This is a genomic window from Streptomyces sp. NBC_01334 (assembly GCF_035983595.1).
Lineage (GTDB): Bacteria > Actinomycetota > Actinomycetes > Streptomycetales > Streptomycetaceae > Streptomyces > Streptomyces coriariae.
In genome coordinates, this window is the sequence record NZ_CP130718.1 from 9,720,837 (window position 1) to 9,734,269 (window position 13,433).

Here is a 13,433-nt window from a genome sequence, read left to right on the forward strand (position 1 = left end):
GAACTGCGGCGGGTGCCTGTCGCTGCACGCGGAGATGACTATCACGCGTCCTGTTCGGCGCCGGTCATCAGGGCGAGCAGGCTGTGGGGCGCACGGTCGTCGATCATGATCGTGTAGAAGCCGTCGTCATCCGCTTCCACGGCCGCGGCGCGGGCGAACATGGCTTGCTCGTGCGCGGCGAGGGCCGCCTCCGCATCGAGGGGGCGCGCGGCGAGGGCTCGGCCGAGTTCAGCGCCGTCCTGCATGGCCAAGTTGGCGCCTTCCCCGTTCGGCGCCCGGAGGTGGGCGGCATCGCCGAGCAGAGTCACCCCCGGTACGCGGTCCCAGCGGTGCCCGGCCGGCAGGGTGAAGATGGGGCGCAGGGCCGGCGGGGTGTCGCTGTCGGTGATCAGGGCGGTGAGTTCGGGGGCCCAGCCGTCGAACTCCTTCGCGACCCGTGCCGTGAGCGCTGCGGCGTCGGTGGCGTCAAGGCGGGCAATCCAGTCCTGGGGCTTCTTCACCTGCGCGTAAGTGTGCAGGGTACCGCCGCCTTCCCGGTGGGCCAGCAGTCCCCTTCCCGGTGCGAGCGCGAACAGCGATCCGGCTCCCACCGCCTCCGCGGAGGCTGGATGACGGGTTCCTGCGTCGAAGAGGAACGTTTCCACGCTGCAGACGCCGAAGTACTCGGGAACGGCCCGGGAAAGCAGCGGTCGTACGCGCGACCAGGCGCCGTCGGCACCGATGAGCAGGTCCGCGACAACGGTGGTGTTGTCGGCGAACGCCACTTGGTGGCGGGCTTCGCCGACAGCCCGCACCGCGGTGACCTTGTGGCCCCAGCGGACGGTGCCGGCGGGCAGGGAGTCGATCAGCATCTGCCGCAGTTCGCCGCGCGGTGCCTCCGGGCGTTCGCCGGTTCCGTCGTCGGGCAGGTCGAGCACCACATTCCCCGCCCGGTCCATGACCCGGTAGGCCTCGCGGCCCGGCAGGATCAGCTTGCGGAACTCCTCGATCAGACCGGCCGCTTCCAGAGCGGCCTGACCGCTGTGGGGATGGAGGTCGAGCAGTCCGCCCTGGCGGCGGGCGTTCGGTGCGGGCTCCGATTCGTAGACCGTGGCCGGGATGCCGTGCACGTGCAGTACGCGGGCCAGCGTCAGGCCTCCCAGGCCCGCTCCGATGATCGTGACAGGTGTCGTCATGGTCCCTCCCCAGCCCCTTGTGGGGCGCTTCGGCTCATATTGGATCGCCACTCCAAACACGCTAACACGAAGTTGGATCGACGCTCCATGCGTGCGATGCTTAGGGGCATGGTGAAGAGAACAGCGAAGGGATCTGCGCGGGCCCCGCGGCGGACGGACAGCCTCTCGAGGGAGGTGATCATCCAGACCGCCGTCGAGATCCTGGACAGCGGTGGCGAGAAGGCGCTCACGCTGCGCGCGCTCACCGTGCGCCTGAGCACCGGCTACGGAGCGATCTACCACCACGTCGCGGACAAGAACGACCTGCTCGCCACGGCCACTGACGACGTCATCACCGCCGTGCTGTCCGGCACGGTCGCCGATGCGGACCCTCGCACTGCTCTGCGCCGTCTTGCCCTCGGCCTGTTCGATGCGATCGACGCCCACCCCTGGGTCGGGGCAGAACTCTCTCGCCGACCGTGGCGGCCCGCGCTACTGGACTTCTACGAGAGCATCGGCCGCCTGCTGGACGCCCTCGACGTTCCGGAAAAGGCGCGCTTCGACGCGGCCGGCACGCTCGTGAACTACGTCCTCGGTGTCGCCGCCCAGAACGCCGCGAACGCACGGCTCCGCGCAGGCAGCGACACGGACCGGGAAGCCTTCCTGACGAACGCTGCCACGCAATGGGCGCAGCTCGATCCCGGCCGGTACCCGTTCGTGCGCGCGGCGGCGACTCAGCTGGGCGAGCACGACGACCGCGAGCAGTTCCTCGTCGGGATCGACATTTTCCTCGCCGGTATCTCTGCCTTGGGCTAGGGCCTGTCCGACGGGTCGTGTGGGCTGGTCAGAGTGCCGTGGCCTGTTGTTTGCTGCTGAACGAAGGGGGTCGCGTGCCGCGCGGAACGGCCGAAGCAGGGGCGGGGATGAAGGGGATCACGTTTCCTGCCTGGCACGGAAGGCACTACGTGACCCTGGCTGCACTACTGGTCCGCCTCGGCAGCTTCGGCCTGAGCCTGACGTGGCGCGTCGAATGTGACGAGATCGTCGATCCTCGCTGCGTAGAGATGGAGAGACGGTCTGCCGACGCCGGCATGGACACGTTGACGCTGTTGTCGCTGACGACCCCCTTCCTCCAGCTGATCGACGCCGAAGCACGTGGGTCCGCCGAGGACAGGGTGATGGTCGTCCTGACCGAAGTGGACAGCTCGTTGTGGGAGGTCAGGGCTGTCGACGAGCGCGTACTCGGCGAACTTCGCCGCCACTATCCGGAGGCAATGGACCTCTGAGCGGGGCGTTTCACTCCGGGCTGAGCCACAGGCGGATCGCGGCCACGGTGACCGTCCCATGGAAGACGTGCGCTTCTCTTGCCGTAGCGCGCGGCGACGGCCCGGAAGTTCCGGAGCCGGTTGATGGTCCGCTCGACTTCGTTGCGGCGGCGGTAGATCGTCTTGTCGAACCCTGTGGGCCGGCCGCCTTGGCTGCCGCGGCGTTCGACGGTTGGCCCGCTGGTCTCTCGGCTCGGGGATCGTGTGCTTGATCTGGCGTCTGCGCAGGTGACGCCGGCTGCGGCGTGACGAGTACGCCTTGTCGCCCCCGACGTGGTCGGGCCGGGTACGTGGTCGCCCGCCGGCCTGCCGGGGCACGCGGATCTCCTCCAGCACGGGAATCATCTGCGGTGCGTCCCCCCCCCCCTCGCTGGCCGGGCGTGATGACGAACCCGAGCGGGCGGCGTCCGCCCTCCCCGGCGAGGTGGATCTTGCAGGGGAGCCCATTCCGGGCCATGGATCGAGTAAGCGAGGTACGCCGGAGCCCGGTCCCGTATCAACAGCAGCAGCGTGTGCGCGAGTTGGACGACCGCCCCGAGATCGCGCAGGTCAACGTCTCGCCAGGTCAGCGCGCACTCGGCGGCGCGATCTTCCGAACGAACTGCGTCAGGTCGTCGGTTCGCCGATCTGCAGCCTCGACGACCTCGGGGGTGTCGGCCCTCAGATGCCCCCAGGGCCCGCGACGTAGATGGGGTGCCCTGAGGCCGGCGGCCTTGCTGGAAAGATGTTGTTGGCTGGATGGTCGCCGACGTACAGCGTTCTACTTGCCGGTGCCTGGGTGGCAAGCTCCCGCACTCGGGCGAAGAACTCCTGCTGCGGCCACTGACGTACGACTGGGCACATCGTAAGCGCGCTGAGGATGGGGGTGTCATGGGCGTCGCGACGACAACGGTCCGCGCCGTGAACGGGTTGACCGCGCGGTGGGCGGGTGCCTCGGAGGGGGGCACGGCGTTCTCGGCGGCGGGGGTGTGGCCGCTGCTGGCTCATCTTGCCGACGGGGCCGAGGGCGCGGCGCGGGCCGAGCTGGCGGAGACTCTCGGGCTCCCCGCCGGGCAAGCGGCGGACGCCGCACGCGAGTTGCTCGCTGCGATGGGCGCCATGCGGGGACTGGACACGGCTCTGGGGCTGTGGACGAAGCGCACGCTGGAGCTGAGGGAGGAGTGGGAGGCGGGCCTGTCAGCCGACACCCACGGGGTGCTCACCGGGGACCCTGTGGCCGACCACCGGGCGCTGGACGCCTGGACGGTGAAGAGGACCGGCGGGCTGATCGACCGTATGCCGGTCACGCTGGCCGAGGACACACAGATGGTGCTGGCGAGCGCGCTGACCATGCGTACGCAGTGGCTGAGCCCCTTCCACGAGGTGGAACTGGAGACTGCGTACGAGCCCTGGGCTACCGAGCCGCGGCTGGGCCTGTGGCGCTCCAGTACCGTGCTGGACCGGGTGGGGGTGGCGGACACACCCGGCGGATACGTCACCGAGCTGAAGGTGCTGGGGAACAACGCCCTGGACGTGCACCTGCTGCTCGGCGAGGAGGACATGGGACCGGGGCAAGTGCTGGGAGCCGGGGTCGACATCCTCGCCGGCCGGTGCACGGTCGTACCGGGACCGCGGCTACCGTACGGGAACGTGGGCCCGGGCCTTCGGGTGGAGAAGGTGCGCTGCACGCGGCCCGAGCCGCCGTCGCTGGAGGTGACGACCGCGGCGTACACCATGAATGCGAGCCACGATCTGCTGAAGCTGCACCGGTTGTTGGGGCTCACGACGGCACGGGACACCTCACGCGGGCACTTCCCCGGCATCAGCGACTTCCCGCTCGCCATCGGGTCGGCCGAGCAGAACACCATGGCGAAGTTCGGCGCGTTGGGATTCGAGGCTGCCGCGGTGACGGCGTTCGGCGCAGTCGCCGCAGGCATGGCCGACCTGCGCTACGTGGCCACCAGGATCAGCGCCGCCTTCGACCGCCCCTTCGGCTTCCTAGCCCTGCATCGTCACACGCGGCTTGTGCTGACGGCGGGCTGGGTCACGGATCCGTTGCCGTTCCCCGAGGACGACTGGGAGGACGAGGGGTGAGCGGGACGACGACGCACACCGTCCGCGCGGTCAACAGACCGACGGCACGCTGAGCGGGTACCTCCACGCGGGGCACGGTCCTTTCCTTCGCCGGTGTCTCTGCGGCGGTGCGGGTGATGTTCTTCTGGCCGTCGACCGGCGCCGGTTTCGGAGGCGAGTAGCCCGACATCGAAATCCATGGTCGCCACGAAGCTTCGAAGCTGAACTGCCTACGCTCCAACCCATGCGAACCGTCTTCGTGTTTCCCGCAGGTGAGCGAGTTGAGACCGTCGCCTCGCTCGATCGGCAGCTGCCCGAGCAGCGCAATCCATGGACTCTGGACGGCAACCTCTACATCGACATCGACGATGAGCAGACCGGCTACCTCTTCTCCGACTGGCCTCCCGGGGATGTGGCGATGCTCGAAGCGGCCATCGGACATCGCCCCACTTGGGCGGTGCAGATCGACATCTCCGGGCGGATCGACGGCACCGCAGAGGTCCGCCAAATGATCGCGCTGCTGCTTGCGCATGGAGGCGTGGCAACGGACGACTACACCACCCACCCATGGACCATGCCGGAAATCCTGTCTGGAGCGGTGATCGACGGCCTGCGCTTCTTCGACTTTCGCGGCTACCACGAACTCAACCGCGAACACGGGCGCTCCTGACTCGATCAACTCACGAGACGAAGGGTGCGCGCGGCCCGCACCAGCTGGTCCTGGTGGGGGAGTGGTGGCGGTCTGCCGGATGCGGGCGACGTGGTGCAGGCCTGCCCCGTAGTCCGCGGCTTCGGCGCCTTGCCGAGGAAGGTGCCTCGTGGCGCCGTTGCATGGCTTCTGTGCGGGCGGTGGTGCAGGTGGTGATGGCGGCGGTGGTGGTCGGGAGCAGGAGTGGCAGCACGATAACGGACACCGCGAAGCAGGTACCGTCTGCCGCAGGCCGCGACGATGTGGCGCAGCATCACCTCACGCCAATCTCAACGGTTGAACGGCAAGTTGACGTACCGGGCGCGGCAGGTACCCAGCCGCGCACCAGCGGTAGGCTTCGGCAGGTTCGCCCTCTTCGAGGGGCGTGGGGTTCGACCACGGGGGTGGGGCAGATGGGACTCAACAGGCACGGGCGCAGACTCGTCGCGCGCGGAGCGGGGTACGGACTCGCACTGCTGGCCGTGACTTCGTGCACGACGGCTCCGCCGTCGGGATCCGCGCCGTCCCAGTCGCGGCAGGCTCAGGCCTCACCCACCGCGTCGCCCTCGCAGTCCAAGTCGGCATCCTCGTCGGGGCCCGCAGTCCCGGTGAGGGCTGCGAGGCCCACGGTCGCCGACGGACCGATGCTGGCGTCGGTCCGCAGGAGCATGAAATCGCTGCCGTCCCAGGAGATGCCGTCCGACGAGTTCGTAGCAGTGATCCGGAGGGATGCGCCGGACGCCGGTGAGCTCCTGTGGATGAAGGACGACCGTACGTACTGCTCCGCGATCGTTCGCGAGGGGGTGGCCAGGATCGAGTGCGGGGACCTGCCGGAAAGCTGGCCGCGCAAGGGCGTCCTGAAAGTGACGACGGGCGAGCCGTACCAAACCAAGCCCGGCGAGCAGCCCAGCCTGTTCGTCTTCCTTGCCATCGTCGAGGGCGAGCATGGCCCGTACGACTACAAGGGGGCGGCGCCAGAGGCAGCGGGCCCGGTTCACGACGCCGTTGTGACCTTCGCGTCGGGCCGCAAGCTGGGCCTGATCTCCTACGAGAAGCACTCGCGTCAGATTACGGAGACCGAGATCTGCGGTGCGGACGGCGCCGTGTGCTTCCCGGCCTACTACCCGAACCGCTAGGTTCTGTCCCGCAGATCTTGGACCGCGAAAGGATGCTGTCCATGACTTGCATCCGAAGGGGCCGTGCCGCGTTGAGCCAGCCGGTCGGTGGCGGAGGGGGCGTACCCGCGCCGTCGGGTGTCACGATGCACGTGCTTGCCGGTGAGGTGCCGGCGCTGGTGTCGTGAGGGGCTGCGGCCCATGGTCTGGTGCTGTCGCACCCCGAGCAGGGGACTACCTGGTCGGGATGAAGTCCTACGGCCGCGCCCCCACCCGCGTCACCGGCTGGCCGGCCCGAGCGACCACGGCCGCCTTCTCCGCCGCGTGCTCATCTCCGCCATCGCCGGGATCTGCGTCGGCCGGATCATCGACCACCGCGGACCGCGGACCGCGCTCCGTGATGACCGTCGGCTAGGCCCTCGGCGTGCTGAGCATCCTCATTCCGGCGAAGAGCCGGCCGGCGATGCCGACAGTCCCGCGGTTGCTCGCGGTCTGCGGATTCAGGCGGTAGCCGTCGCAGAAGAAGGACTGCACCTCGTCCTGGACGCACCAGCAGGCAAGCTGAATCCCTGACAGCGGCCGAGGAACCCGGGCTGCGACGGTTCAACCGGGGCCCGACGCAGGCGCCAGGACCAATGCCGTCGAAGGCCGTCCGGCCGACGGTGCGAACACCCCACCGTCGTGACCTCTCTTCGCATCTCCAGGGGGTGTGCGTGAACGGTCGGAAGGTGTGCGGGTGGGTGGGAAACGCCGATGACAGGATGTCCGACCGGAATGTCTCCCCGCAATACCGCGGCCAGATACTCGGCGAAACCCGTTTCGTGGACTCCCAGCGTTCACCGCGTGCTTCACTCACTACTCAACTTGATTGCGTGATGTCGGTCTGTCGTCACACCAGGGCAATGGACCTGGACGCTCGGTGTTCATCAGTAGACGATGGACACGATCTGGCAGGCGGCTTCGGCGATCTGGCGCTCTCCGCTGATGCGGACTCGGGCGAGGGCGGTGCAAGGATCAATGCCACGAGCGCAGAGTCGCCAGGCGGTCTCTGGGCTCAGCCGCACTGACGCGGCTGGTCGGCCGCTGGGTGCTTCAGCCAAGGACCAGCGGTCCGCGGTGGCGGTCACGGTCCAGGTGCCGACGGCCGGCTCGTCGACGACCACCTGTAGTTGTGTCCCGGCAGGCGCGGGCGTGTCACGCAGAGTGTGGGGCAAGGCCCGCATAAAGGTGTCCAGGACCGTGGACAGAGCGTTGGGCTCCGGATCTGTTTCCCGGCCGGTGGCGTGGCGGATCTGCTGGCGGTGGGTCCAGTACTCGGTGAACTCCCGGGCGACGTCCAGCCACTTGGGCGCCGGGTCGGCCCCTGCCCAGGACACTCCCAGGCCCGTTGCGTCGAGGTTGGCGCCCTCGAATTCGCGGGCAACGTGGGTCCCTGCCAGTTCCAGGGCCTCGATGAGCGCGGCGGGGCTGTGATCGGCGTGGAGGTCGATCCATTCCTGGTTGACCCGGTGGATGAACGCTTCCAGTGTCTCTCCAGCCGCCATGGCGCGGTTGTGGTTCTCTGCGCTCCAGCCGAGGCGGCCGTGGTAGTCGCCGAGGATGTGGGCGGCAACATCGTGCACGGTCCAGCCCGGGACCGCGGCCCTGTTCCACTCATTGGGCCGCAGACCGCGTAGCAGGTCGAGGAGGGACGCCAGTTCTGGCCCGAACAGCGGGCGAGCGTCGATCTGCTTGCCCAGCCAGGAGGGGTCGGATACGTCGTTGGGCTGGAGACTCATGGGCAAAGCCTGTCAGCCGGGTGGCTCGGTCTTCCATCGAATACCCCCTCACCTCACGGGGGCATGTCGGTCAGCCGCCCATGGGGACCCATCCTCTACACCCTCGCCCGGATCATCTGGCAGCTCACCACAGACATCGACCAGCAGCGATGACTGCCGTGGCCGGCTCCTCCCAAAAGCCCGCCACGGACGCAACTCGCAACCCCATTAACTCGACCCATACGGAACGACGCAGAGTCCTGCACGCTCTACGACCGCATGTCCAACTCATCCATTTCCGCGCTGCGTTCCGTGCTCACGTCGGCCTCCTGCGCGGCCCGCACGGCGCCGAGCCGGTCGGTGAACCGCTCGAAGAACTCGTTGCCGTGGTCGGAGACCGAGGCGGCGAAGTAGGCACGGTGCGCCCGCTCGAAGGCCAGGATCGCCGGGGCACGACCGGCACGCAGCCGTTCCAGTTCGGGCACCGCCCGACTCTGACCGGACGGTGCGCCGAGGCCACCTGGGATTTCGGCGGGTGGCGGGTGGCGGGTGGCGGGTGGCGGGTGGCGGGCGGCCCGGTGGCCGGGGCGCATCGCGGCCCACGCCTTCCGTGCCGGAGCGGACCCGCCACCCGGACCACGGACTCGCCGTCGTCCGACCGGAGGGACGGCGTCTAGCGCACGGCGCCTCCGACGCCCGGGGCGCGTACGTCGGCCAGTGTGGTGGCCAGGGACCGCCAGACGTGGGTGGCCAGATCGAGGTTGTGGGCGTCCGTCGCCTGCTGCCCGAGGCGGCGCAGGGCCGCGACGCCCTGGTCGACCCGGCCCTCCAGGATCATCAGACGGCCCTCCAGGACCGCCAGCCGTACCCGGTCCCCGTGCGGCAGCCGGAGTTCGCCGTCCGGCGGCAACGCGCCGCACAGCGTCCGGGCCTCGTCCAACCGGCCCTGGTGGAAGGCGAGATGGGCCCGCAGAGCGCGTACCTCCTGCAACTGGATCGGGGTGCCGATGAGTTCGAGGACCACGTCGGCCTCGCTTAGCCACCGCTCCGCCTCCGCCACGCACGGCGGTGACATCTGGAGCGCGGCGGCCGTCGCTGCCGTACGCAGCCGGGTCCACAGGATCAGGTCGTCGCCGCCCCGGAGCAGTGCCAGCGCCGCCTCCAGCCGGGACCGGGCGGTCCGGTGGTCGCCCCGCCGATCGGCGACCACCGATCCGGTCCACAACGCCTCGGCGGCCGGCTGGGGAGCGGCCGTGGGCAGCAACTCGCTCTCCAGCTCACGTACATGGCGCTCGGCCGCTTCCAGTCGGCCGAGCCCGGTCTCGACGGCGATCAGGACCGTCTGGGCGGCCATGACGTCGGCGGTCGGCAGCCCCTCGGCGCGTGCGACGGCGAGCGCGGTGACGGCGACAGGTTCCGCCGCCCGTGCCTTGCCCAGGGCGACCAGACAGCGCGCGTACTGCACATGGGACCGCACCCGGAGGTCGGGTGCCGCGATCAGTTCGCTCAGTTCGATCAGCTCGCGCAGATGACCGCGCTCCTGCTCGAAGTCCCCCTGGCCGCCGCTGATCCGGCCGAGCAGCCACAGCGCCTGCCAGCGGCCGACGGGGTCGTCGTGCTCGTCGTCGCGCACCGCCTGGAGGAGGGCGGTGGCGCTGTCCGTGCCCGGCGGTGCCGAGGTCGCGGCGGCGAGCGCGCGGCTCAGGCAACCGCCCGCGCGCGGCTCGGTCAACGCGGCGACCTCCACGCCGAGTTGCTGTGCCAGATAGCTGACGGTCCGTCCGGTGGGTCGGCGTTCGCCCGACTCCAGACGGGAGAGGTATCCGGTGGACATGCCCTCACCGACGACCGCAGCCTGGCTCAAGCCCCGCTCGAGCCTGAGCTTCCTCAGCTGCCGGCCGAAGTGCGGCTGCTCAAGCATTTCGCCCTCTGATCCCCTGAGGTCCTTTTGAGTCTTCTGATCGGCTCGTGTTTCCGAGGCCACGTCCGGAAGTTGCCCATACTTTAGGGAGGCTTGGCAATGGGGGCAACATGGTTGCGCACGCGAGGTTTCTCCTGTCATTTGCCATGGCTCCCTGCGTACCGACTTTCGGAACGACCGGGCGGAGGATCCAGTTGGCTGAAATTGCCCCATGGCCAAAAGAGTTGGCAATGAACATGACCGGATAGGCAAACACTTGCCAGGCGGGTTGTCCGGCCATAGCCTCCGAGCTGCCGACCTGATGTGATATCGCCCCGATCCGGTGGCGACCGCGCGAAAGTGACGAACTGACAACGTTGTCTCGCGGGGTTGCCGGAAAGGGCGGGGTGCATCGAAACCCCCATGTACAGAGGGAAAGACGGTATGTCCGTGGTGACCACAAGCATCACCGCCTCATCCACCACCGTCGTCAAGGCGGGCGCCGGCGTGAACCGCCGCCGCACCTACACGGCCCATGTATGTCCGAAGGGCATGACCATCACGGCCGCGGAAGCCGATTTCGCGGCACAGTTCGGGGCGAGCCCCGGCGAGATATGCGACCGTAGGCTGAGCGATCTGCTCCGGGCGGGCACGCCCGAGTTGCTGCGTCATCGTTTCACCGACCTTTCCGAGGGCCGCACCAGCTGGTTCACCGAGCGGGTGGCCGGTCGGCACGACAGCGGCCGTGTCTTCGCCGCCGACCTGACGGCGATAGCGGTCACCGGCGCGACCGGGCCGGCCGGACTGGTCCTCCTGCTGAGCCCCCTGGGGGCGGCGGGCGAGCCGCACCCCCGCGAACTGACGCTCAGCGAACTCGACGTGCGGGTCCTGGAGGGCGTGGCGGGTGGTGCGTCGACCGTGCAGCTGGCCGGCCGCCTGTACCTGAGCCGTCAGGGCGTCGAGTACCGCGTGCGCCTGCTGCTGCGCCGTTTCGACGCTCCCAACCGGCCTGCCCTGGTGGCCCGCGCCCACGCGCTCGGGCTGTTCGCGCCGGGCCAGTGGCCCCCACGGGTACTGCCGGAACTCATCGAGTAACGGGCACGACGGGGGACACGGCGGGCGGTGGCCGCCGGCGGGACGATCCCGCCGGCGGCCACCGTTGCGTCCGTCCCGGGACCCGGCGGGCACCGTGCGCCCGTCGGCGGGCGAGGTCCGGTGCGTGCACCGTCGGGCACCTGCTCGAAGCGCTCGGGGAATGCCGGCCGTCCTCGTGCGGCGTGCCCCGGGCTCCGGGCGGAGGCGGAGTACGGGCGTGCCGGGCGGCGCGCCCGGACGCCCGCCGCCCGCCGGGCCTCCAGGGCCCTTCTCCCCGGTCCCGCCGCGGGGCGCGGCGTCGGCAGGCGCCTTTGCCGCGTCGCCGTCACGCCCGGACACTCCGCACGGACTGCCTCCCCCGCATCGTGTCCGCGGGCGGCGGATCCCGCTCGGGCCGGCCGGAAGGCAATGCCTCCGGGCGCGGCAGGATCCACAGGACGGGGCTCAAGCCGCCGAGGGCTGCCAGGCCTCCCGGAAGCGCAGTCGGGCGCGGTGCAGCCGGGACCGTACGGTGCCCACCGGCAGTGACAGGACACGTGCCATCTCCTCCTCGTTGAGGCCGTAGGCGCGCAGGGTGAGGACCTGCCGGTGGGACATGGACAGCCGGTCCAGTACATCGCTGATGTGCACGGCGTCCAGCGGGTTCGTCTCCTGCCCCGGCTCGACCCGCTGGTACGGCCCCTCCTCACCGGCCCGCTTCAGCGTGCGTACGGCCTCGCGGACGGTCACCGAACGCACCCAGCCGTAGAACGCGGTCGGCTCCCGCAGCGTGCGCAGACCCCGGTAGACGGCGAGGAGCGCCTCCTGGGTGGCGTCCGCGCCGTCGTCGTGCGTGATGGACCGGCACAGTCGTGCGACGTACGGGACGATCCCGGTCAGCAGTTGGTTCATGGCCTGTTCGTCGCCCGCCTGGGCGCGCGGCAGCAGCGCCAGGGGCGTGGGGATGTCGCTGACGTTGCTCATGTCGGCGCAGGACTCCTTGGGGTGGCCGGTGAGGTGCGGTGCGGTGTGGCGCCTCAGCCCGCCGTAGTGGGGACGGGCTCGACGGCGGCGGCGCAGGCGTCGAGCACCGCACCGACCCCGTCGCGGAAGGCCCGGACGAACTCCGGGCTGAAACAAGCGGTGAAGTACGGGAACTCGATGGCCAGCCGTCCCTCGAACGAGACGACACAGGCCATCACCGGGCTGCGCCCGGCCGCCGGGAAGTACTGCTCCCGGGCGGGCACCAGCCGGACGTCGGTGGCCTCCAGGCCCTCCGGCAGCCGGGGCCCCGGGACGACGCCCATGTTCGTGGCGATCACCGTCGCCAGTTGCAGCGTGGGGTTGCGCGGGATCTCGGACGTGATCCGCATCTCGTGGTAGGGGCCGTCACCCGCGACGAAGTCGCCGAGCCGGGAGTGGACGGTGCGGGCCAGCTCGACCGGGTCCGACTCCGGGGCGACGTCCAGGGCCTGGAGGTGGCTGGTGACGGCGGGCACCATCACCAGGGCGGGCAGCGGCGGTGACAGCCGCGAGCGCAGATCGACGGGGGAGAGGCAGCGCAGGGCACGCGGTTCGCCGCCGGGCAGACGTCGGCGCGCCGTGGTGAGCAGGGCCGCGGCGACCAGGGCGTGCACGGTCACGCCCGCCGTGCGGGCGGTGCGGCGCAGCCGGCCGGTGCGTTCCTCGTCCAGCGTCAGCCGGCACACCTCGATACGGCCCTCGACGGCGGACGGCTCCATGACGTCGTACGCCACCAGCTCCGCCGGGTGCCGGCGCGCTTCGTCCACACGCCGTTCCAGGTACGCGGTCGTCGCCGCCTCGTCCACCTCGGGCAGCAACTCGCTCACGGGCACCGCCCAGCCGGGGGTGCCGTCCGCCACGCCGGGCCGCTCCTCGCCCTCGGCCAGGGCCCGGTAGCGTTCCCAGATCTCGTTGTGCAGGGCGATGCCGCTGTGTCCGTCGACGACGGTGTGGTCCACCGAGAGCACGAACAGGTGGCCGTCACCCTCGGGCGCGCTCACCAGGACCGCCCGGCTCAGGGGCCCGCCGACGGGCAGCGGCGTGTTCAGCTCCGTGGCGTAGGCATCCTCGGCGGCGCAGGTCCGGGTGCTCAGCCGGGGGCGCGCGGCCTCGTCCAGCAGGTCCAGCGCGAAGCCCTCGCCGTCCGGCACGATGCGGGTCCGCAGCGCCGGATGCGCCTCGGTGACCGCGTCGAACGCGGCCGACAGCGCCTCGATGTCGAGACGGCCGCGCAGGGTGCAGGAGAGCACCGCTCGGCTTCGCTGCCCGACGTACAGCGTCTCTACCGGACACAACGCACGGCGCATGACCCAGGCCCTCTTTTCGTCCGCTCATTCCCGGAAGC

Annotated in this window: 12 protein-coding genes and 2 pseudogenes; 6 read left to right on the plus strand and 8 right to left on the minus strand. The window is 70.2% G+C overall.

The window, feature by feature from the left end:
- Window positions 1-41: 41 nt before the first annotated feature.
- Window positions 42-1,175 (minus strand): FAD-dependent oxidoreductase, encoded by a 1,134-nt coding sequence (locus tag OG736_RS42985; protein ID WP_327187324.1) that lies wholly within the window; start codon window positions 1,173-1,175, stop codon window positions 42-44.
- Window positions 1,176-1,283: 108 nt separating this feature from the next.
- Here OG736_RS42985 and OG736_RS42990 point away from each other — a divergent pair, with 108 nt between their 5' ends.
- On the plus strand, window positions 1,284-1,970 hold the full coding sequence (locus OG736_RS42990) for a TetR/AcrR family transcriptional regulator (RefSeq protein WP_327187325.1): 687 nt from the start codon (window positions 1,284-1,286) through the stop codon (window positions 1,968-1,970).
- A gap of 149 nt (window positions 1,971-2,119) precedes the next feature.
- Window positions 2,120-2,440 carry a hypothetical protein gene (locus OG736_RS42995; RefSeq protein WP_327187326.1) on the plus strand — a complete coding sequence of 107 codons (321 nt, stop codon included), beginning with the start codon at window positions 2,120-2,122 and terminating at the stop codon, window positions 2,438-2,440.
- Between the two features lie 10 nt (window positions 2,441-2,450).
- Here OG736_RS42995 and OG736_RS43000 read toward each other — a convergent pair.
- Window positions 2,451-2,933, minus strand: a pseudogene (locus OG736_RS43000) (IS5 family transposase); the annotation flags it as partial.
- 111 nt (window positions 2,934-3,044) lie between these two features.
- A pseudogene (locus OG736_RS43005) lies at window positions 3,045-3,298 on the minus strand (hydrolase); the annotation flags it as partial.
- A 51-nt stretch (window positions 3,299-3,349) separates the two neighbouring features.
- On the opposite strand from OG736_RS43005, the gene OG736_RS43010 reads away from it, so the two are divergent.
- From OG736_RS43010 to OG736_RS43020, 3 genes are all read left to right on the plus strand, one after another.
- Window positions 3,350-4,552, plus strand: coding sequence for a serpin family protein (locus OG736_RS43010; RefSeq protein ID WP_327187327.1), 1,203 nt, complete (start codon window positions 3,350-3,352; stop codon window positions 4,550-4,552).
- Between the two features lie 223 nt (window positions 4,553-4,775).
- Window positions 4,776-5,201 (plus strand): hypothetical protein, encoded by a 426-nt coding sequence (locus OG736_RS43015; protein WP_327187328.1) that lies wholly within the window; start codon window positions 4,776-4,778, stop codon window positions 5,199-5,201.
- Between the two features lie 686 nt (window positions 5,202-5,887).
- Complete coding sequence (locus tag OG736_RS43020) at window positions 5,888-6,355, plus strand: hypothetical protein (RefSeq protein WP_327187329.1); 468 nt, start codon at window positions 5,888-5,890, stop codon at window positions 6,353-6,355.
- 905 nt (window positions 6,356-7,260) lie between these two features.
- Here the strand turns inward: OG736_RS43020 and OG736_RS43025 are convergent.
- The 3 genes from OG736_RS43025 to OG736_RS43035 form a co-directional block, all read right to left on the minus strand.
- Window positions 7,261-8,112 carry a maleylpyruvate isomerase family mycothiol-dependent enzyme gene (locus tag OG736_RS43025; protein WP_327187330.1) on the minus strand — a complete coding sequence of 284 codons (852 nt, stop codon included), beginning with the start codon at window positions 8,110-8,112 and terminating at the stop codon, window positions 7,261-7,263.
- Window positions 8,113-8,360: 248 nt separating this feature from the next.
- A complete protein-coding gene (locus OG736_RS43030; RefSeq protein ID WP_442817143.1) occupies window positions 8,361-8,576 on the minus strand; it encodes a hypothetical protein in 216 nt (71 codons plus the stop codon).
- A gap of 188 nt (window positions 8,577-8,764) precedes the next feature.
- Complete coding sequence (locus OG736_RS43035; RefSeq protein ID WP_327187331.1) at window positions 8,765-10,012, minus strand: helix-turn-helix domain-containing protein; 1,248 nt, start codon at window positions 10,010-10,012, stop codon at window positions 8,765-8,767.
- A gap of 423 nt (window positions 10,013-10,435) precedes the next feature.
- Between OG736_RS43035 and OG736_RS43040 the strand changes: the two genes are divergently transcribed.
- Window positions 10,436-11,086, plus strand: a complete 651-nt coding sequence (locus OG736_RS43040; RefSeq protein ID WP_327187332.1) for a LuxR family transcriptional regulator — start codon at window positions 10,436-10,438, stop codon at window positions 11,084-11,086.
- Window positions 11,087-11,530: 444 nt separating this feature from the next.
- Here OG736_RS43040 and OG736_RS43045 read toward each other — a convergent pair whose 3' ends face one another.
- Together OG736_RS43045 and OG736_RS43050 are read right to left on the minus strand one after the other, a co-directional pair.
- A complete protein-coding gene (locus OG736_RS43045) occupies window positions 11,531-12,049 on the minus strand; it encodes an RNA polymerase sigma factor (protein ID WP_327187333.1) in 519 nt (172 codons plus the stop codon).
- A gap of 53 nt (window positions 12,050-12,102) precedes the next feature.
- Window positions 12,103-13,395, minus strand: a complete 1,293-nt coding sequence (locus OG736_RS43050) for a phthiocerol/phthiodiolone dimycocerosyl transferase family protein (protein ID WP_327187334.1) — start codon at window positions 13,393-13,395, stop codon at window positions 12,103-12,105.
- Between the last annotated feature and the right edge of the window lie 38 nt (window positions 13,396-13,433).